Source organism: Streptoalloteichus hindustanus (assembly GCF_900129375.1).
GTDB classification, from domain to species: domain Bacteria; phylum Actinomycetota; class Actinomycetes; order Mycobacteriales; family Pseudonocardiaceae; genus Streptoalloteichus; species Streptoalloteichus hindustanus.
Genome location: NZ_FQVN01000005.1, coordinates 294573 through 315951 on the forward strand (window position 1 = coordinate 294573; position 21379 = coordinate 315951).

At 72.9% G+C, this 21379-nt stretch carries 10 protein-coding genes and 1 pseudogene; all 11 read left to right on the top strand.

Annotated elements, in window-relative coordinates:
- Positions 1-2 precede the first annotated feature (2 nt).
- The 11 genes and pseudogenes from asnB (at position 3) to BUE43_RS17250 (ending at position 21332) form a co-directional block, all read left to right on the top strand.
- Positions 3-1889: an asparagine synthase (glutamine-hydrolyzing) gene (asnB, locus tag BUE43_RS17200; protein WP_073484328.1), complete on the top strand. Its 1887-nt coding sequence runs from the start codon at positions 3-5 to the stop codon at positions 1887-1889.
- Positions 1886-9748, top strand: coding sequence for a non-ribosomal peptide synthetase (locus BUE43_RS17205; RefSeq protein ID WP_073484330.1), 7863 nt, complete (start codon positions 1886-1888; stop codon positions 9746-9748). Before asnB ends, BUE43_RS17205 begins: the two co-directional genes overlap by 4 nt.
- The gene (locus tag BUE43_RS17210; protein WP_073484332.1) at positions 9745-12399 is read left to right on the top strand and encodes an AMP-binding protein; all 2655 of its coding nucleotides are present in this window, start codon (positions 9745-9747) and stop codon (positions 12397-12399) included. Before BUE43_RS17205 ends, BUE43_RS17210 begins: the two co-directional genes overlap by 4 nt.
- Positions 12396-13442, top strand: coding sequence for a TauD/TfdA family dioxygenase (locus BUE43_RS17215; protein ID WP_073484334.1), 1047 nt, complete (start codon positions 12396-12398; stop codon positions 13440-13442). The genes BUE43_RS17210 and BUE43_RS17215 overlap by 4 nt, the downstream gene beginning before the upstream one ends.
- Positions 13439-14929: a condensation domain-containing protein gene (locus BUE43_RS17220; RefSeq protein ID WP_073484336.1), complete on the top strand. Its 1491-nt coding sequence runs from the start codon at positions 13439-13441 to the stop codon at positions 14927-14929. Before BUE43_RS17215 ends, BUE43_RS17220 begins: the two co-directional genes overlap by 4 nt.
- 3 nt (positions 14930-14932) lie before the next feature.
- Positions 14933-15139 (top strand): annotated as a pseudogene (locus BUE43_RS35195) (MbtH family protein); the annotation flags it as partial.
- 398 nt (positions 15140-15537) lie between these two features.
- Positions 15538-16686, top strand: a complete 1149-nt coding sequence (locus BUE43_RS17230) for a glycosyltransferase family 9 protein (protein ID WP_073484339.1) — start codon at positions 15538-15540, stop codon at positions 16684-16686.
- The gene (locus tag BUE43_RS17235; protein ID WP_073484948.1) at positions 16683-18299 is read left to right on the top strand and encodes a carbamoyltransferase C-terminal domain-containing protein; all 1617 of its coding nucleotides are present in this window, start codon (positions 16683-16685) and stop codon (positions 18297-18299) included. Before BUE43_RS17230 ends, BUE43_RS17235 begins: the two co-directional genes overlap by 4 nt.
- Positions 18299-18568 carry a phosphopantetheine-binding protein gene (locus BUE43_RS17240; RefSeq protein WP_143174214.1) on the top strand — a complete coding sequence of 90 codons (270 nt, stop codon included), beginning with the start codon at positions 18299-18301 and terminating at the stop codon, positions 18566-18568. The genes BUE43_RS17235 and BUE43_RS17240 overlap by 1 nt, the downstream gene beginning before the upstream one ends.
- Positions 18565-20061: a D-glycero-beta-D-manno-heptose 1-phosphate adenylyltransferase gene (gene rfaE2, locus BUE43_RS17245; protein WP_073484343.1), complete on the top strand. Its 1497-nt coding sequence runs from the start codon at positions 18565-18567 to the stop codon at positions 20059-20061. Before BUE43_RS17240 ends, rfaE2 begins: the two co-directional genes overlap by 4 nt.
- On the top strand, positions 20058-21332 hold the full coding sequence (locus BUE43_RS17250) for a coproporphyrinogen-III oxidase family protein (RefSeq protein WP_073484345.1): 1275 nt from the start codon (positions 20058-20060) through the stop codon (positions 21330-21332). Before rfaE2 ends, BUE43_RS17250 begins: the two co-directional genes overlap by 4 nt.
- Positions 21333-21379 lie beyond the last annotated feature (47 nt).

Here is a 21379-nt window from a genome sequence, read left to right on the forward strand (position 1 = left end):
CCATGTGCGGAATCGTCGCGATCCACGCGCCGGACGGCGGGCTCGCCGAGGCGGACGCGCTGCCGGGCATGGCGGCGCTGCGCGCCCGCGGGCCCGACGGGTCCGGCGTGTGGTGCTCGCCCACCGGACGGGCGGTCCTCGGCCACACCCGGCTCGCGGTGATCGACCCGGACGGCGGGCGCCAGCCGATCGCCGACGAGGAGGGACACCGCCACCTCGTGGCCAACGGCGAGTTCTACGACTACCGCCGGATTCGCCGGGAGCTCGCCGACGCCGGACACGTGTTCCGGACGCGAGGTGACAGCGAGATCGCGCTGCACCTGCACGCCAGGGAGGGCCACCACGCGCTCGACCGGCTCCGGGGCGAGTTCGCTTTCGTCATCTGGGACGAACGCACGGGTGAGCTGTTCGCGGCGCGCGACCGCTTCGGCGTCAAACCCCTGTACTACGCCCGGCACCAGGGCCGTCTGCTGATCGCCTCGGAGATCAAGGCGTTGTTGGCCTGCGGGGTGCCCGCCCGCTGGGACACCGCCGCGTTCGCCGCCCACCTCCAGGTCGCGCCACCCCCGGACCGCACCCTCTTCGCCGGGATTTCCCAGCTCCCGCCCGGCTGTTACCTCGTCGCCGGGCCGCGGGGCGTCGCCGTCCGCCGCTACTGGGACCTCGACTACCCGTTGGCGGCGGATCTGGAGCAGGGGGACGAGCACTGGGAGAGCCACGTCGAGGAGGTGCGCGCCGCGATCGAGGAGGCGGTCCGGGTCCGGATGATCGCCGACGTCCCGGTCGCCTACCACCTCAGCGGCGGGCTCGACTCGACCAGCGTGGTCGCCACCGCGGCGCGCCACGACACCGTCACCGCCTTCACCGTCCGGTTCGACGACCCCGCGTACGACGAGAGCGAGGTCGCCGAGCGCACCGCCCATCGACTTGGAGTCCGGCACCACCAGATCGACTCCCACCGCGCCGACTTCGCCCACCACCTGCGGGAAACGGTGTGGGCGGGGGAGAGCGTCCAGGAGAACGCCCACGGGATCGCGCGGTACCTGCACAGCAGGGCGATCCGGGGACACGGCTTCAAGGTCGTGCTGGGCGGCGAGGGCGGCGACGAGATCTTCGCCGGATATCCCCAGTTCCAGAAGGACCTGGCGCTCGGGCTGTCTCCGGACCTGTTCGCGGAGACGCGCCGCGGCTACCGCAAGCTCGTGGCCGCCGGCGCACCCCAGCACCTGCGCACCCTGTTGGACGAACTGGGGTTCGTGCCGAGCTGGGTGCTCGACCGGTACCTGTCGGTCACCTCGCCGGTGATGCCGTTGCTGCGCCCGGAGTTCGCCGCCGAGGTGTCGGTCACCGACGCCTGCGCGCCGCTGCTGGCCGCGACCGGGGACCAGCTCGCCGGCCGCGCGACGTTGCACCAGTCCACGTACCTGTTCGCGAAGAGCTGGCTGCCCCACTACATCCTCGCGTCGGAGCGGTTGGACGCCGCCCAGGCTGTGGAGGCCAGGCTGCCGTTCTTCGACCATCACCTGTTCGCCGTCGCCCGCCGGACCCCGTTGCACTGGTACACCCGTGCTGGCGCCACGAAGTACCCCCTGCGCGCCGCGATGGCCGACCGGCTGCCGGCCGAGGTCAGCGCGGGGCGCAAGCGCGGGTTCTTCGCGCCACCGGTGGTCGGCGACGACGGGATGGTCGCCGCGGTGCGGGACCTGGCCCGCGGATCGGCGTTGCGGGACAACCCGTTCTTCCGGCCGGAGGCGGTCGTGCGGCTCGTCGACCGGCTGGCCGACCGCCCGCCCGCCCAACGGGCGACCGCGGAGCGCCTGGTCCAACTGGTGGGCTCGGTCGGCGCGCTGGCGGAGGAGTTCGGCCTGACGGGAGGGGGAACGCCGTGAACGGAGAACAGCGCGGTTCCAACGAACTCGCCCGCAGGATCGCCGCACTGCCGCCGGAGCGGCGGGCGATGCTGGAGGAGGTGCTGCGCCGGCAGTCCGGCGCCCGCACCGGAATCCCCCGGCTCGGCCCCGATGAGCCGGCCCCGCTGTCGTTCGCCCAGCAACGGATGTGGGTCCTCCAGGGCCTCACCCCCGCCGCCTGCAACTACGCCTCCGCCATCCGGCTGCGCGGCCCGCTCAACACGACCGCGTTGCGCGCCGCGCTGCGCCAGGTCGTCCAGCGGCACGAGGTGTTGCGCACCAGCTTCGTCCTGGATGGCGACGAGATCCGCAACACCGTCCACTCCTGCGCCGAGCCGCCCTTCCGGCTCGTCGACCTGAGTGGGGTGGGCGCGTCGGAGGACGCCCTCGCGGCGCTGCTGCGGGAGGAGTCCCGTCGTCCGTTCGACCTCACCGCCGCCGCGCCGACGATGCGGGTCACCGTGTTCCGGCTCGCGGCCGACAACCACCTGGTGCTGCTGGTCTTCCACCACATCGCCATCGACGGCTGGTCCAACGGCGTTCTGGTCCAGGAGCTCTCCGCGCTCTACCAGGACCAGGTGCTCGGCCAACCGTGCGCACTGCCCGCGCCGCCGGTCCAGTACGGCGACTACGCGGCATGGCAACGAAACCGGCTCAGCGGCCCGGAACTGGAGGCCCTGACCGAGTTCTGGGCCGAGCAGGTGCGGGATCTGCCCCGGCTGGACCTGCCCACCGACCGGCCGCGCGCGGACGCACCGCGAGGTGAGGGCGCGAACCACCACTTCGTCCTGTCACCGGAGGCCACCCGCCGACTCGGCGAGGTGCGGCAGCGCGAGGGCGGTTCGCTGTTCATGCTCGTGCTGGCCGCTTTCGTGGCGGTGCTGCGAACCGTGACCGACCAGCGAGACGTCGTCCTCGGCACTCTCGTGGCCGGGCGGAACCGCGCGGAACTGGAACGGCTCGTCGGCTACTTCGTCAACGTCGTCCTGCTCCGGTTCACAGTGGACGACCAGGCCGACTTCCGGGAGCTGTGGCGTCACGTGCGGGACCGCGTCCTGGCCGCGCACGCCCACCAGGAACTGCCGTACGAGAAGCTGGTCGAGCTGCTGCGCGCGAACGGCCACGCGGACAACGAACCGCCGATCAGGGTCGTGTGCGTGGCGCACCAGACCCCGCCGCCGGTCGACCTCGCCGGGCTCGCGGCCGAGGTGGCGGACGTCGACCTCGGCACCACCCAGTTCGACCTCGTGGTCGAGGTGCGGGAGAAACCGGAGGGGTTGCAGGTCGCCTTCCAGTACGACGTCGACCTCTTCGCCCCCGCCACGGTGCGGCTTCTCGCCGACCACCTCCGCACCGCCCTGGAACGCGTCGGAGAGTCCCCCGACCGGCACCCCGCCGAGCTGCTCCGGGCCGCGCCCGTGGCGGTCGCGGAGACGGCGGTGGAGCACGACACCACCCTGCACGGGCTGTTCGAGGACCGCGTCACGCGGACGCCGGACTCCGTGGCGCTCCTGGCGGCGGGGCACCAGATCACCTACCGGCAGCTCAACGCGCGGGCGAACCAGCTCGCCCGCCGGTTGCGCGCGCGAGGAGTGCGGGCAGAGGACCGGGTCGCCCTGTTCCTGCCCCGGTCTTCGGACTCGGTGACCGCGATGCTCGGGATTCTCAAGGCCGGTGGGGCGTACGTCCCGCTGGACCCCGACCACCCGAGCACCAGGCTGTCCGCGGTGATCGCCGACGCCGCCCCAACGCTTCTGGTCACCACCAAGGAGATCCAGGACCGCTGCCCGGAGTACCGGGGACCGGTGCTGCTGCTGGACAGCGAGCGCGACGCACTGTCCACAGAGGACACCGCCGACCTGCGTCTGCCGGTCCGGGCCGACAACCTTGCGTACGTGCTGCACACCTCGGGCTCCACCGGACGACCCAAGGGCGTGCTCGGTCTGCACCGCGGCGCGGTCAACCGCGCGGCGTGGTGGGAGAAGGTCTACCCGTTCCAGCCGGGCGAGGTCTGCGCGGCCCGCACCGCGTTGGGCTTCGTCGACTCGGTGTGGGAAACCTTCGGGCCGTTGATCGCCGGCGTGCCGTTGCTCGTGTTGTCCCCGGACGAGGTCGCCGATCCGGTGCGGTTGGTGGACCGGCTGGCCGCGCACCGGGTGACGCGCCTGGTCGGGGTGCCGTCGCTGGCCACCCTGTTGCTGGACGAGCTGCCGGACCTGGACCAGCGGTTGCCGGAGCTGAGGTTCTGGGTGCTCAGCGGGGAGTCCCTGTCCGGCGGTCTGGCCCGCCGCTTCCACGAGCGGCTGCCCGGCCGGACCCTGTTGAACCTGTACGGCTCCTCGGAAGCGTCGGCCGACGCCACCGCCGCCGAGATTCCGCACAGCGCGACGGAGTCCCGAGTGCCGATCGGCCGGCCGATCAGCGGCGTCGCGGTCCAGGTGCGCGATTCGGCGCTGCGCGCCCTGCCGGCGCTCGCGCCGGGCGAACTGCACGTGGGCGGCGAGTGCCTGGCCCGGGGATACCACCGGCGCCCGGCCGAGACCGCGGCGGTGTTCCTGCCCGCGCCGGACGGGCCGCCGGGATCTCGGGCGTTCCGCACCGGAGACGCCGCGCGGTGGCGCCCGGACGGCCAACTCGACTACCTGGGCCGGCTCGACGGACAGGTCCAGGTGCGCGGCCACCGCGTGGAACCCGGTGAGGTCGAGCAAGCGCTGTCGGGCCACCCCGAGGTGCGCGCCGCCGCCGTCGTCGCCCGCCCCGACTCCACGGGATCCACCGCCCTGGTCGGATATCTCGTGGCGGACCGCAACCTGGATCTCGCCCAGGTCCGCGACTTCCTGCGTCAGCGCCTCCCGGGCTACCTGGTGCCGAGCCTGCTCACCCAGGTGCCGGCCCTGCCGATGACGCCGAGCGGCAAGGTGGACCGACTGCGCCTTCCGGAGCCGAGCGCCACGGCAGGCGAAGGGATCGAGCGGGTCGTCTCGCCACGCACGCGGACGGAGACCGTGGTCGCCGAGGTCTTCGCCGAGCTGCTGCCGGGACAGCGCCAACCCGGCCCGCACGACGACTTCTTCGTCCTGGGTGGACACTCCGTCCTGGCCGCGCGGGTGGCGGCCCGGCTGCGCGAGCGGTGCGGCGTCGACATCGGACTGCGCGACCTGTTCGCGGCCCCCACGGTGGCCGGCCTGGCCGCGCGGGTCGACGAGCGCGACCCGTCCCGGCAGACCCGGCCGGGCCGGCTGGTGCCCGCGCCCGAGTCGCTGACCGAACCGTTCCCGCTGACCGACGTGCAGCAGGCGTACTACGTCGGACGGGACGACAGTCTCGACCTCGGCGAGGTCTCCACCCACGCCTACCTGGAACTGTCGGCGCCCGAGCTGGACCTCGACCGGTTCCAGACCGCCCTGCGCGGCGTCATCGAGCGGCATCCCATGCTGCGCGCGCTGGTGCGGCCCGACGGGCGGCAGCAGGTGCTGGCGTCCGTTCCGCCGTACCAGGTCGCCGTGCAGGACCTGCGGGACGTCTCCGAGGCCACCGAGCGGCGGCGACTGCTGGCGGTGCGGGAGGAGATGTCGCACCAGGTGCTGCCCGCCGACGTGTGGCCGCTCTTCGAGGTGCGCGTCTCCCTGCTGCGGGACGGGGGAGCGCTCGTCCACGTCAGCGTCGACGCCCTGATCTGCGACGCCTACAGCTTCGGCATGGTGTTGTCCGAACTGGGCCTGCGCTACCAGGACCCCGCGCGGGAGCTGCCACCGCTGGAGGTCAGCTTCCGCGACTACGTCCTCGCCGACCGGGAGCGCCGAGCCTCCGACGAGTACGCCGCCGCGCTGGACTACTGGCGCGAGCGGATCGCCGACCTGCCGCCGGGACCTGACCTGCCGCTCGCGGTGACACCCGAGTCGCTGGGCAAACCCCGGTTCGAGCGCCGCTCCGGCCGGATCGCCGCTCCGGAGTGGACAGTCCTGAAGGGACTCGCCGCGTCGGTCGGACTCACCCCGTCCGGCCTGCTGCTGGCGGTCTTCGCCGAGACGTTGACGACATGGAGCCGTCGGCCGCACTACTCCCTGATGCTGACGGTGTTCCAGCGGGAGCCCGTGCACCCCCAGGTCGGCGAGATCGTCGGCGACTTCACCTCGCTGACCGTGCTGGAGGTGGACCACACCCGCGCCGGCGGTTTCGTCGACCGCGCGCGTGCGCTGCAACAACGGCTGTGGGACGACCTGGACCGGTCCGTCGTCAGCGGCGTGACCGTGATGCGGGAGTGGGTCGCGCGGCACGGCGGCCGACCCCGACTGGTCACGCCCGTGGTGTTCACCTCCAACCTGCCGTTGGCCGACAACGCGACCAGCGCCGACGCCGCCGAGGAGTGGGCACTGGGCTCCACGACCTACGGCATCACCCAGACTCCGCAGGTCCACCTGGACCACCAGGTCAGCGAGCAGCAGGGCGAGCTGGTGTTCAACTGGGACGCGGTGGGCGAGCTGTTCGAGCCCGGCGTGCTGGACGACATGTTCGCCGCCTACCAGGACTTCCTGGCCCGACTCGCGGCGCAGCCCCACGCCTGGCAGCAGCCGATCCGTGTTCCATTGCCCGACGCGCAACGAAACCGCCGCGCCGAGGTCAACAGCACAGCCGTGCCCCTGCCCGACCGCTGCCTGCACGAGACCGTTTTCGAGGCGGCGCAACGTTTCCCGGAGCACACCGCTGTGGTCGACGGGGACGTGCGCGTGACCTACCGCGAGCTGGCCGCGCGCTCCCACCGGGTCGCCCGCGCCCTCCGCCGGCTCGGGGCCAAGCCGGGCGAACTCGTCGCGATCGTGGCCCGCAAGGGATGGCAGCAGGTCGTGGCCGCGCTCGGTGTCCTGGAGTCCGGGGCGGCGTTCGTGCCGGTGGACCCGGACCTTCCGGCGGCCCGCCTGACCCACCTCCTTCACAGGGCCGAGGCGCGGATCGCGCTCACCCACCTCGCCGTCGCCGAGGAGGTCCCGTTCCCGGACGACCTGAGCGTCCTGGCCGTCGACGACGACAGCGCCCTCCAGGACAACAGCGCCCTCCAGGACAACAGCGCCCTCGACGCCTCCGACGAACCGCTGGACCGCGCCCAGGGGATGGATGACCTCGCCTACGTCATCTTCACGTCCGGCTCGACCGGCGAGCCGAAGGGCGTGATGATCGACCACCGGGGCGCGGCCAACACGATCCGGTGCGTCAACCAGCACTTCGCCGTCGGCCCGCACGACCGGGTGCTGGCGGTCTCCTCGCTGAGCTTCGACCTCGCGATCTACGACCTGTTCGGCGTGCTCGCCGCCGGCGGCACCGTCGTGCTGCCACGGCACTCCCGACGCCGCGACCCCGCGCACTGGGCGGAGCTCGTCGCCACCGAGCGGATCACGTTGTGGAACTCGGTCCCAGCGCTCGCGGAGGTCCTGGTCGGCTACGCCGAGGCGTTGGCGCCCCAGGCGTTGCGCTCCCTGCGCGTGGTCATGCTCAGCGGCGACTGGATTCCCGTCGCGCTGCCGGACCGCCTCCGGCGGCTCGCGCCGGAGACGCACGTCCGCAGCCTCGGCGGCGCGACCGAGGGGTCGATCTGGTCGGTGTGGTACCCGATCGGCGAGGTCGACCCGTCCTGGCGCAGCATCCCCTACGGGATGCCGATGGACAACCAGAGCATGCACGTCCTGGACCGCGGGCTGTCCCCGCGGCCGGACTGGGTCGCGGACGAGCTGTACATCGGCGGCACCGGCGTGGCCCTGGGCTACTGGCGCGACCCGGAGCGGACGGCGAGCAGCTTCCTGACCCACCCCGACACCGGGGAACGCCTCTACCGGACCGGGGACATCGCCCGCTACCTGCCGGACGGGAACCTGGAGTTCCTGGGCAGGGAGGACAACCAGGTCAAGATCAGTGGCTTCCGGGTGGAGCTCGGCGAGATCGAGTCCACTCTGGAGCGTCTGCCCGGGGTGCGGACCGCCGCCGTGGTCGCGGTCGGCGATCCCCGGGGGGAGAAGCGGTTGGCCGGTTACGTGGCGCGCGAACCGGGGGAGCAGGTCGACCCGACCGCGCTGCGCCGTCGCCTCGCGGAGCTGCTGCCCAGCCACTTGGTGCCGCCGACGCTCCACGTCCTGGACCAGCTTCCCCTGACCAACAACGGAAAAGTCGACCGCGCGGAGCTCCGCTCCCGAGCGGAGAAGCGGCCCGCCGTCCGTCAGGAACCACGCGACCGGGACCCGGGGCGCGCGCACGCGCTCGTGCCCGAGATCGTGGCGTTGTGGCGTGAAGTGCTGGAGGTCGACGAGATCGACCCCGACGACGGGTTCTTCGCCCTGGGCGGCACGTCGTTGCAGGCCATCCGGCTGCTCACCCTCATCCAACGCGACCGGGGAATCCGCATCCCGTTGGCGCGCCTGCTCGACGCGCCAACCGTCCTCGCCCTCGCCGAGGCGATCGCCGACGCCGAGAGCGGCCCGGCCGGCCCCGCCGCCGCGCCGGACGAACTGCCCGTGTTGCGGCCCGACCCGGAGCGGCGGCACGATCCCTTCCCCCTCACCGACATCCAGCAGGCGTACTGGCTGGGCAGGCGGACCGCCGCCGGCCTGGGCGGCGTCGCCACCCACAGCTACGTGGAACTGGACGTCGAGGACCTGGACCCGGCCCGGCTGGAGATCGCGGTGCGCCGGCTCGTCGACCGACACGACGCGCTGCGCACCGTCTTCCGGCCCGACGGCCAGCAACAGGTGCTGTCCGAGGTGCCGGCCTTCGAAGTGTCCTCTGTGGACCTTCGAGGGCTGTCGGAGGACGAGGCGGACGCGCGGCTGGCCGCGGTGCGCGAGGAGATGTCCCACGAGGTGCGCGACGCCGCTCGGTGGCCGCTGTTCGAGATGCGCACCCACCGGCTCGACGAGGTCCGCACCCGGTTCCACCTCAGCCTCGACCTGTTGATCGCCGACGCCCACAGCACCCGGGTCCTCACCGGCGAACTGCTGGCCCTGTACCACGACCCCGACACGGCCCTGCCGGAGCTGACCTGTTCCTTCCGCGACTACGTGCTCGCGATGGCGGCGTTCCGCGACAGCGCGACGCACGGCAGGGCGCGGCGGTACTGGGAACAACTCCTGCCCGAGCTGCCTCCAGCGCCGGCCCTGCCCCTTCTCGCCCGACCCGAGGAGCTGGTCCAGCCCCGGTTCGAGCGGCTGGCGACCACAGTGGACGCCGAGGACTGGGCCGCGCTGCGGGCATGGGCCGCCGCCGAGGGGCTCACCCCGTCCGCGGTCGTCTGCGCCGCCTTCGCCCACGTGCTCGGGGCGTGGAGCGCCTCGCCGAGGTTCACCCTCAACCTCACGACGTTCAACCGCTTCCCGCTGCACCCCCAGGTCGACGCGCTCGTCGGGGACTTCACCGCCACGACGCTGCTCGCCGTGGACGCCACCGCGCCCTCGGTGCCGGAGCTGGCCCGCCAGGTGCAGGCCCGGATCTGGCGGGACCTGGAGCACCGGACGGTCAGCGGCGTCGAGGTGCTGCGGATGCTGCGCCGAGATCCCCGCCGCCGCGACGAGGCGCTGATGCCGGTCGTCTTCACCAGCACCCTGCTGCCCGACGGCGTGGCACCACCGGCGCCGCCGAGCCAGTGGCGCGCGCGAGCGGTCTTCGCGGTCAGCCAGACCCCGCAGGTGTTGTTGGACCACCAGGTCGGCGAGGACGCCGGCCGCCTGGTGTGCACGTGGGACCACGTGCCGGCGGCGTTCCCGCCGGGTCTGGTCCCCGCCATGTTCGGCGCCTTCGAGCACGCGCTCGCCGCTCTCGTGGCGGGGGCCAAGCAAACGAAAGGTGGTCAGCCTTGACGGCCAGGTCCACAGCGTCGCTGCTTCCCGCCGACCAACAGGAGCTGCTGCGCGCAATCAACGACCAGACCGCGCCGATTCCGGCCGGCCGGCTAGACGAGCTGGTGGCGGCCGGGACCGACGCGGTCCGGGCGGACGCCCCGGCCGTGGTCTCCCCGCGCCGCGTCCTCGACCGCGCCGACCTGCTCGCCCGCGTGGACGCCCTCGCGGCGCGGCTGCTCGCGGCCGGCGTCGCTCCTGGCGACCGCGTGGTGTGCTCGGTCGAGCCCGGCTGGGAACAGGTCGTCGCGCTGCTCGGCGTCCTGCGGGCCGGCGGCGTCCACCTCCCGGTGCCGCCCGGCCTCGGCCAGGTCGCCCGGTGGCAGCGCGTCACGCGTTCCGAGGCGGCGGTCGTGCTCACCCAGTCCTGGCTGGGCGAACGACTGTCCTGGCCGGACTCGGCCACCGTGATCGCCGTGGACGAGGTGGAGCCGGGACCGACTCCGGCCACTGTGGACAGAGCACCGGAGGCCGCGGCCTGCCTGGTGCCCGGCGAGGACGGCCGCGACCACGTCGCCGTGAGCCACCGCGCGATCGTCACCACGCTCACCGAGCTGAACGCCCGCTTCCGCGTCGGGCCGGAGGACCGGGTGCTGGCCCTGTCCTCGCCCGAGTCCGGGTTCGCGCTCTACGAGACGGTCGGCGCGCTGCTGGCCGGGGCGACCGTGGTGTTCGGCGACGATCTCGACGCCCGCGACCCCGCGGCGTGGACGGCGTTGCTGCGGCGGGAGAGGATCACCGTCTGGCACTCGCCGCCCACCCTGCTCGGCATGCTCGTCGACCACCTGGAGGCCAGCGGCGACCGGCTTCCGGCCGAACTCCGGCTGGCGCTCGTCGGTGGCGAGCGGTTCCCCGCCGACCTGGTTCGCCGGCTTCGCGGCGTTGCGGACCCGGCTCCGGTGGTGGCCGCCCTCGGCGCCGCGACCGTCCCCGGGCTCTGGACGACCTGCGCCGAGATCGACGAGATCCCCACCGAGTGGCGTTCGGTGCCGATCGGGCGGCCGTTGCCGAACCACCGCGTCTTCGTGCTGTCGGAGACGATGACGCAGTGTCCGGTCTGGGTGACCGGCCGGCTGCACTTCGGCGGTGTGGCCGCCGAACCCTGCTCCGACAGCGACACCGAGAGCGAGTCCGGGGCGCGGGTGCCGCATCCCGAGACCGGTGAGCCGCTGACGCCCACCGGCCGGTTCGGGCGGGTGCTGCCCGACGGCGTGGTGGAGGTCGTCGGCGACGAGGCCGCCCAGGTGACGGTGCACGGCCGGGCGTTGAACATGCAGGACACCGAGGTGGCGTTGGCCGGCCACGAGGCCGTGCGGGACGCGGTGGTGGTGCCGGTGACCGAGGGCGAGTCGGTGGCGCACGTCCGCCTCGCGCCCGGCGCGCAGGTCGACGGCCCGGCGTTGCTGGACTTCCTGCGCCGCAAGGTCTCGCCCTACCTGCTGCCCACGCGGGTCGAGGTGGTGACCGAGTTCCCCCTCACCTCCGACGGCCGGGTCGACCGCGCCGCGCTGGCCAGCGCCGCGTCTCCGTCCACTGTGGACGAGCAGTCCGCGGCGTCGACCGCTCCCGCCGACGACGAGCTGATCCAGCAGGTGACCAGGATCGCCTGCGGCGTGCTCGGGGTCAGCGACATCGAGCCGAACATGAACCTGCTCGACGTGGGCGCCACCTCGATCGAACTGGTCCGCCTGGCCACCCTGGTCGAGGAGGAGCTGGGCATCACCGTCGACGTCGAGGAGCTGCTGCGCTTCCCGTCGATCGCGGTGCTGGTCAGCCGGCAGCTCGGCGAGACCGAGACCATCCCGTCGGCCGCCCCGGACACGGTGTCCGCCACCGGGTCCGGCACCGAGTCCGACACCCCGCCCGTGGCCGCGTCGTCCGTGCCGGCGACGCCGACTGCGGCGGCCGCCCCGCAGGAGGAGAGCACCTCGGCCAGCACGCCGCTGCTCGTCGGAATCCTGGAACGGCAGGCCTTCAAGGACGCCGCGCACGGAATCCGCCACGAGTACGACGACACCGAGGGCGTCGAGATCACCGGCTCCGCGCCCGAGCGGCTGGTGAACCGCCGCACGCACCGCGGCTTCGACTCCCGCCCGGTGGAGTTCGCCGCGATCTCCGAACTCCTCTCCGCGATGCGGCAGACCCGCCACGGCGGCGAACCGAAGCGCTGGTACCCGTCGGCGGGCAGCGCCTACCCCGTGCAGGCCTACCTGGTCGTGGAGCCGGGCCGGGTCAGGGAACTGCCGTCGGGCAGCTACTACCACCACCCGGCGCGCAACTGCCTGGTGCCCGTGGTTCCCGGCGCCCGCGTCGACGCCTCGGCGCACGCCGAGATCAACCGCAGGAGCCTGCGCGAGTCCGCCTTCTCGCTCTACCTCGTCGCGCGGATGGACGCGATCACCCCGCTGTACGGGAACCTCGCCGCGGACTTCGCGATGTTCGAGGCGGGCGCGATGACCCAACTGCTGATGGAGGTCGCCACCGAGCTGGGACTCGGGCTGTGCCCGGTCGGGGCGATGGAGACCGCGCCGCTGCGCGACGTCCTCCGACTCGGCGAGAGCGACCGCTTCCTGCACGTGTTGCTCGGCGGCTACCCCGGGGACCGGCGATGAGTGTCCACAGGGGACCGGTCAGTGGCCAGCGCCGCGCCATCGCGCTGGCCACGACCGACTGGGTGCGTCCGGGGGGAACGCCGCCGGGACGGGAACTCCCGCTGGTGCTGCGGCCCAGCCACGACGACGTCGACCTCGCCGCGTGGGCGGGCACCCACGGCGGCCGGGTCCGCTCCTGGCTGCACCGGTACGGGGCGCTGCTGTTCCGCGACTTCCACGTGGCGCAGGAGGACTTCGGCGAGGTGGTGCGCGCCCTCGCCGGGGAGCCGCTCGCGTACGTGGAGCGCTCCTCGCCCCGCACCGAGATCGGCGACCACATCTACACCGCCACCGACCACCCGGCCGACCAGCCCATCGCGCTGCACAACGAGAACTCCTACCAACGGGAGTTCCCGGCCACCCTGGCGTTCTGCTGCGCGGTCGCGGCCGAGAGCGGCGGGGCGACCCCGGTCGCGGACACCCGCCGGATCCTGGCCCGTCTCGATCCCGGGGTGGTGCGCGACTTCGCGCGCGTCGGCGTGCGGTACGTCCGCAACTACGGGGAGGGCGTCGGCCTGCCGTGGCCGGAGGTGTTCCAGACCGACAACCGGGACGAGGTGGCCGCGTACTGCCAGGAGCGGGGCATCGACCTGGAGTGGAAACCCGACGGCGGGCTGCGCACCAGCCATGTCCGGCCGGCGCTCGCCGAACACCCCGTGACCGGTGAGCGGGTCTGGTTCAATCACGCCATTTTCTTTCATGTCACGAGTTTGCTGCCCGAGGTGCGCGACGCTGTGCTCCGGCAGTTCGCGGAGGAGGACCTGCCGAGCAACACCTACTACGGCGACGGCCGGCCGATCGAACCGGATGTGCTCGACCACCTCCGGGACGCCTACCGGTCGGAGCTGGTCGCGCTGCCCTGGGAGCCCGGTGACGTGATGGTCGTGGACAACCTCCTCTCCGCCCACGGGCGGGAGCCGTTCACCGGGGCGCGTCGCGTCCTGGTGGGCATGGCGGGGACGGTGCGCTGGGACGACGTGCGGGTCACGGGGGAGACACCATGACATCGCTCTCCTCGCGACCGGGACTGCGCCGGGCCTCGTTCCTCCAGCGAGGGGCGTGGCGGTGGCTGCGGGAGGCTCCGCCCGCGGCCGCCTTCGCCGCGCGCGGTCTGCTGGGCAGCGGGCGGATCGATGACGACCGGCTCGCGGCGGCGGCGGACGAGGTGCTGGACGCCTTTCCCCTGCTCCGCGTGAACTTCGTGGACGACGACGGCCTGTGGATGCGCACCAGGGAGAACGCCGACGCGCTCGTGCGGTCCGACCTGCGCGGCCACCCTGATCCGCAGGCGCGGTGCGTCGAGTTGTTGCGGGCGGACCGGGACCGGCCCACGGACCCGGAGCGCGATCCGCTGGTCCGCCTGCACCTGGTCCGCCTCTCCGAGACGGACGTGGTGCTCGGCGTCGTCGCCCACCAGATGCTCCTCGACGCCCGGTCCCGCTACATGGTGCTGGGCGCGGTGTGGCAGGCCTACTACGGCCGGTTCCGCCCCGCCCAGTACCGGGACTTCGCCGAGGTCGCGGACTTCCACCCGCTGGACAGGGAGACCGTGCGGGCGGCCCGGCACCGCTGGTGGTCCCGCCGGTTGCCGGCACTGCCGGTGCGGGGCGGGGACGGCAATCCGGCCGGGCCACCGGCGACCTCGCGGTTGCGGGTGCCCGGGTCGCGCTGGCAGGCGCTGACCGAGCCGGGCGGACCGTTGGGCGGCAACGGATCGCTGGCCATGGCCGCGCTGACCGCGTGGTGGTTGTGGACACAGGGCACCGGCACGGAAACGGATACCGGCACTGGCGCTGGCACCGGCACTGGCACTGGCACTGGGAAGGACAGCCTGTACCTGAGCACGGAGGTCGACCTGCGGGACCACCTCCAGCTCGGCTCGGTGGTCGGCCCGCTGACCGACCGCGTCGTGTTCGGCGTCGACCTGACCGGCCTGCGCGAGCCGTCGTTCCGCGACCTGATGTCGCGGACCCAGGCGGGTTTCCTCGACGCGGTCGTGCACTACCTGCCCTACCACGACGTCGTCGACCTCGCGGTGGACCTGGGCGTGGTGACGCCGCCCCGGGTCGCCGCGCGGTGGGACGTGGCCGTGCACCTGTGCCGCAACGCGCCCAGCAGCTCGCTGACCCGGGGCGAGCGGACGCTGGCCGAGCTCGGGGTCTCCATCGAGCTGTTCCGGGAGGCGGACCTCATCGGCGGCGACACCAGGTCCGCCACCGACACCTGGGATGGCACCGACACCTGGGACGGCACCACGACGGACCTCAGCGTCGGCGAACTGGGCGAGGACATGGTGATCGTGCTCGACCAGCGCCGAACCCACCCGGCCGGCGGGGGCTCCGCCCTGCTCGACGGGCTCGACGCCGCCATGGCGCAGGCCGTCGCCGACCCGTCGGCCCCACTGCCGCACTCGGCCGTCGACACCACCACACAGTCCACTGTGGACAAGGACACTGTGGACAGGAACACCGCGCACGAGAACGAGGAGTGACCCGTGACCGAGACGACCCAGGCGACCGAGCCCACCTACCACGTGGTGGTCAACGACGAGGAGCAGTACTCGATCTGGCCCACCGAGCAGGACATCCCGCTCGGCTGGAAGGCCGTGGGCCGCACCGGCACCAAGGAGGAGTGCCTGGCCCACATCGAGGAGGTCTGGACGGACATGCGGCCGCGCAGCCTGCGCGAGCACATGGCCGCCACCGCCGACGCCGAGCCGGAGGAGGTGCCGGCCGACCCGACCCCGAGCCTGGTCGAGCGGCTCAGCGCCGCCGAGCAGCCGATCGAGGCCAGCCTGCGGCCCGAGCGCACCGCCTCGGCGCTGCGCGCGGCGATCGACGAGGGCTACGTGATCGTCCGCTTCACCGAGACCCGCGGCGGCACCGAGCTGGGCATCCAGCTCGACCAGGGCGCGACCGACCTCGCCGGCGCGGACTTCGCGGCCGGCAGCGGCGAGGTGAAGCTCGTGGGCACCCTCACGCTCGACTTCGAGCCGGTGCGCTGCGTCGCCCGGATCGACCTGGCGACGCTGGCCGGCCAGGGCCGCCTGGAGCGGGTGGCCTGAGGCGACCGGGGCGGACGGCGGCGAGGGGAGGTGGCATGACCGACAACCCGGCGATCCGGCGGATCGCGGTGTTCGCCCGGCTCCGGGGACCCGGCCTCGGTGACCTCGTCCAGCGGAACATCCTGCTGTCGTTGCTGCGCAGGGCCCACCCGCTGGCCGAGGTCAGCGTCGTGGCCGGGTCGGAGTTGGTCGACCGCTTCTCCGAACTGCTGACCGGCCACAGCTACGCCACGGACGTGCTGCGCTGCCCCGCCGTCGGGGACACCGATCCCGGGCGGTGGCGGGAGTTCCGGCGCGTTCTGGCCGAGCGGGGCTTCCAGATGTGCGTGGTGGACCCGGACAGCAGGGACCTCGACGCGCGGGAGGCGCGCGCCGCGGGGATCCCGGTCCGGGTCGCCCTGCCCACCGGAGGCCCGGGGGACACCGCGATCACGCACCCGATCCGGCTGCCACCCTCGTTGCGCGGACGGCCCGACCTGTACGACTACGCCCGCGGCGCCGCCGCCGCGCTCGGCCTGCCCGCGCCCCGCTCCGGCGAGGTCGTTCCGGTGCTGCCGAAACGTCCGGAGTGGACACCGGAGCTGGACGCCCCGGCGCCCAGGATCGCGGTGCACCCCGGCGGCGCGCGGCTCTGGAACCGCCGGTGGCCGTTGCGGCACTTCGCGCGGTTGTGCGTCCGGCTGGTCGACGAGCTCGACGCGAGCCTCTACCTGCTCGGGGCCGAGCAGGAACGGGCGGAACTGGCCGTGTTGAGCCGGGACGTGCTCGCCCAGCGGCCGGACGCGCGCGTCCACGTCGCGGTCGGCGAGTCCCTCAACCGGACGGCCAACCTCCTGGCGGGCGTGGAACTCCTGGTGGGCAACGACTCCGCGCCCGCCCACCTCGCCGCGGCGCTGCGCACGCCGACCGTGGTGCTGTACGGGCCGACGGGAACCGAGTTCCTGTGGGCCAGGGTCTACCCCCGGCACCGCGGGGTGTCCCTGCGGTACCCCTGCCAGGACATCCGGCACGCGGCCGAGGACGTCGCCACCCGGCGGTGCGAGCACGCCTGCCCGGTGGCCTACGAGTCGCCGGAGGGTCCGTACCCGAGATGCCTGACCGACCTTCCGGTGGACGAGGTGTGGCGAGCGGTGACCCGGCAGCTCCCCGCCACCTCCGCACGACCGAACGGGAGCCCGAGATGAGCGTGGAACGCGTCCGCACCATCCTGTCCGTCAACTTCAACCACGACGGCTCTGCGGTGGTGCTGTCCGAGGGGCGCATCCGGGGCTACGTCAACACCGAACGGTTCTCCAGGATCAAGAAGCACCCCGGCCTGCGCGCGGCCGACCTGGCCGAGGTGCTCGACCAGGCCGGCGTGGAACTGGCCGACGTCGACCACGTCCTGCTGTGCAACCTCCACAACATGGACTCGCCGGACGTGGTCCGGTTGCACGGCTCGGACCTCAAGGACACGTGGTTCGAGTTCTGGCTCAACCAGCGCAACACCGAGGTGCGGATCGACGGGCGGCGCATCCCGTGCACCGTCAACCCCGACCACCACCTGATCCACGCGGCCACCGCCTACTTCACCTCGCCGTTCGAGTCGGGGGCGGCGCTGGCCATCGACCCCACGGGCTGCCGGGCGTTCCTGGGCAGGGACAACAAGCTCTTCCCGTTGCGCCGCGACTACGACAAGTGGTTCAACGCCAACTTCGGCTACTGCTCGGTGTCCGAGCTGATGTTCGGCTCCAGCATCGTCGGCGCGGGCAAGGTCATGGGCCTGTCGCCCTACGGTCGCCCCACCGGCGAGGTCGAGCCGCCACCGGACAGCATGGTCGACTTCGAGGAGCTCGTCCGGTTCGCCGACCGCGACCCGGTGCCCGTCCAGGTCGGGGACCGCACCCTCAACGCCGCCCTGGCCTACTACATCCAGCTCGGCCTGGAACGCCAGATGGTGCGGCTGTTCACCGACCTCGCCCCGCTCTGCCGGCGCAACGGGATCAACCCGGACATCTGCCTGTCCGGCGGCACGGCCCTCAACGCCATCGCCACCCAGCTCGCCTTCGCCGGGTCGGGCTTCGAGCGCATCCACTTCCACCCGGCCTGCGGGGACGACGGCACCGCCATCGGCGCGGCGCTGTGGTACTGGCACCACGTGCTCGGCAATCCCCGCCTGCCGCACGACAACGCGGGGCTGATGTACTCGGTCCGCACCTACGACCAGCGGGCCGTGGACCGGGCGTTGACCGCGCACGCCGACCGGCTGGTGGTCGAGTCGGTGCCGGACTACGTGGGCAAGACCGCCGAACTGCTGGCCGGCGGGGCGGTCGTGGGCTGGTGGGACGGCGCCAGCGAGGTCGGCCCGCGCGCGCTGGGCCACCGCAGCATCCTCGCCGACCCCAGGGACCCGACCATGCGCGACCGGCTCAACTCGCGCGTGAAGTTCCGGGAGCACTTCCGGCCGTTCGCGCCGTCGGTGCTCAACGAGCGGGCCACGGAGTGGTTCGGCCTGTGCGACAGCCCGTTCATGCTGCGCGCGGCTCCGGTCCAGCGGGCGTCGGAGGTCCCCGCGATCACCCACATCGACGGGACCTCGCGGCTCCAGACGGTGTCCCGAGTGGACAATCCCGCCTTCTACGACCTCATCGCGGCGTTCGAGGACCGCACCGGCATCCCGATGGTGCTCAACACCAGCCTCAACACCAAGGGCGAGCCGATCGTGGAGACCCCGGACGACGCCGTGCGCACCCTGCTGGGTTGCGAGCTGGACTACCTGGTGCTGCCGCACACGCTGGTCAGCCGGCGGGGGGCGTGATGGTCAGGGGCTGGCTGCGCTCCCGGCGGCAGCGCCGGCTGCTGGACGAGGTCACCGCGATCTGGTGCGAGGTGCTGGGCCGCGAGCACGTGGGGCCGCACGAGGACTTCCTGGAGCTGGGCGGGGACTCGGTGGCCGCCATCCAGATCATCAGCAGGGCCGAGGAGCTGACCGGCGCCGAGCTGTCGATCCAGTTGCTGATGGAGAACCGCACGGTGGCCGCGATGGCCGGGGAGCTGGAGCGCGTGCTGGCGGGGGAGGCGACGTGAACACCGACCTGGTCGGTCTGCTGGACGCGGTCGCCGGACTCCGGGTGCTCGTGGTCGGCGACGCCATCCTCGACCGGTACACCTACGGCCGGTCGGAGCGGATGTGCCGGGAGGCCCCGGTGCCGGCCATCGCGGTGGAGTCCGACGTGGACCAGGCGGGGGGCGCGGCGAACGCGGCGGTCAACGCCCGCGCCCTCGGCGCGCGGGCCACGCTGCTGTCGGTGCTGGGCCGGGACGTCGAGGCGGACCGGCTGTCGTCGGTGCTGACGGCCTCCGGGGTCGAGATCTCCGGCCTGTCGCGCGAGCGGGACCGGACGACGCCGGTGCGGCAGCGCGTGTTGGCCGACGGGCAGATGCTGCTGCGGGTCGACCGGGGCGAGGCCAGGCCGATCTCGGACGCCAGCGCGCGCGAGCTGGTCCGACGCCTCGACGAGAATCTGTCCACAGTGGACGTCCTGGTCGTCTCCGACAACGCGGCGGGGGTGGTGACCCCCGGCCTGATCGCCGAGCTGGCCGCCCGCCGGGGGCGGGGACCGTCCACAGTGGTGGTGGATGCCCGCGACCCGATGGCGTTCCGCGACCTGCGGGCGAGCGCGATCAAACCGAACTACGCCGAGGCGTTGCGGGTGGTCGGCGCTCCGGACCGGCCGGCGGGCGACCGCACCCGGCACTTCCACGACCTCGGCGACGAGCTGCTCGCCCGCACCGGGGCCGGCCTGGTCGCGTTGACCCTGGACGCCGAGGGCGCCCTGGTGTTCCAGCCCGGCCGGCCGCCCGTCCGCACCTACGCCAGGGGCGGCACGGCGACCTCGACGGTCGGGGCCGGCGACACGTTCGCCGTCGCGCTGGCGCTGGCGCTGGCCGCCGAGGCCGACGGCGGCGCGGCGGCGGAGTTCGCCTCGGCCGCGGCCGGAGCCGCCGTCGCCAGCACCGGAACGGCCGTCTGCGACGCCGACGAGCTCCGCCGCGGGCTCACCGGGACGATCAAGATCGGCAGCCGCGACGGGCTGGCCGACTGGCGCGCCGAGGCCACCCGCCGCCGACGGCGGGTGGTGTTCACCAACGGCTGCTTCGACATCCTGCACGGCGGCCACGTCTCGCTCCTCAGCCGCGCCAAGGAACTCGGCGACGTGCTGGTCGTGGGCGTCAACTCCGACGAGAGCGTGCGCCGCCTCAAGGGGCCCACCCGGCCGGTGAACGCCCTGGCCGACCGCCTGCGCGTGCTGGCCGCGCTGAGCTGCGTGGACCTCGTCGTCCCCTTCACCGGCGACAGCCCGACCGACCTGATGGAGCTCCTGCGACCGGACGTCTACGTCAAGGGCGCGGACTACACCCTCCAGACGTTGCCCGAGGCGCCGCTGGTGGAGCGGTGGGGCGGCGCGGTGCGCCTGCTCCCGCTCGTCGACGACGCGTCCACCACCCGCATCATCCGGCGCATCCACGACCTGGCCGCGGCCGGACCCGTCGAGCCGACACCGGGAGGCAGCCGGTGAACCACCCCATCAGTCCCCAACAACTGCTCACCGCGATCTCCGAGGTGGTCAGGAACCACCCGAACAAGAAGCTCGCGGTGTACGTGCACATCCCGTTCTGCTCGTCGAAGTGCCACTTCTGCGACTGGGTCACCGACATCCCGGTGCGGCGGCTGCGCAGCGGCCCCGAGGGCAGGGCGTCCTATGTGGACGCCCTGTGCGACCAGATCCGCTTCTACGGCCCGCAGTTGACCCGCTTCGGCTACCGGCCGAAGGTGATGTACTGGGGCGGCGGCACCCCGACCCGGTTGGCTCCGGAGGAGATGCGGGCCATCAGGGCCGCGCTGGACGACTCGTTCGACTTCTCCGACCTCGTCCAGTGGACGGTGGAGACCACGCCCAACGACCTCGACGCGGAGAAGCTCGCGGCGATGCGGGAGATCGGCGTCGACCGGGTCAGCGTGGGCGTGCAGTCGCTCAACCCCTACCAGCTCCGCAAGGCCGGTCGCGCGCACAGCAGGGAGCAGGCGCTGGCCGCCTTCCCCCTGTTGCGGCAGGCCGGGATCACCAACTTCAACGTGGACCTGATCTCCAGTTTCCCCGGCGAGGACCAGGAGTCCTTCCGCCGCACGGTGGAGGACATCCTCGCGCTGGACCCGCCGCACGTCTCCGTCTACCCCTACCGCGCCACGCCGAAGACGGTGATGGCCATGCAGCTCGACCGCGAGTTCCTCGAAGCCCACCAACAACACGACATGGTCGCCACCTACGAGATGGCGATGGAGATGTTGGGGCAGGCGGGGTACCACGAGTACTGCCACGGGTACTGGGTGCGCGACGCCGCCCACGAGGACCACGACGGCAACTTCAAGTACGACCTCGAAGGCGACAAGATCGGCTTCGGCAGCGGCGCCGAGTCCATCATCGGGCACCACCTGCTGTGGAGCGAGAACACCAAGTACGAGGAGTACCTCGACGACCCGCGCACCTTCTCCATGGCGCACCGGTTCACCCTCGACGACCCGGAACGGCTCACCGCTCCCGTGGGCGGCGCGCTGATGACCAGGGAGGGCGTGGACTTCGCCCGGTTCCACCGGCTGACCGGGGTGTCCTTCGCCGACCTGCGCGCCACGCCCTACTTCACCCGCTGGTTCCAGGTCCTGGAGGAGTGCGGCGCGCGGTTCCTGGAGAGCGACACCAACTTCCGCATGGACCCGACCGTGATCCACAAGGCCTACATCACCCATCTCGCCCACTCCACGGCCAACGGCCTGGCCCCGCAACGGGCGTGATCCGGACAGAAGGGAGTCTCCCGATGGGAGCGGACCCGACACGGCGT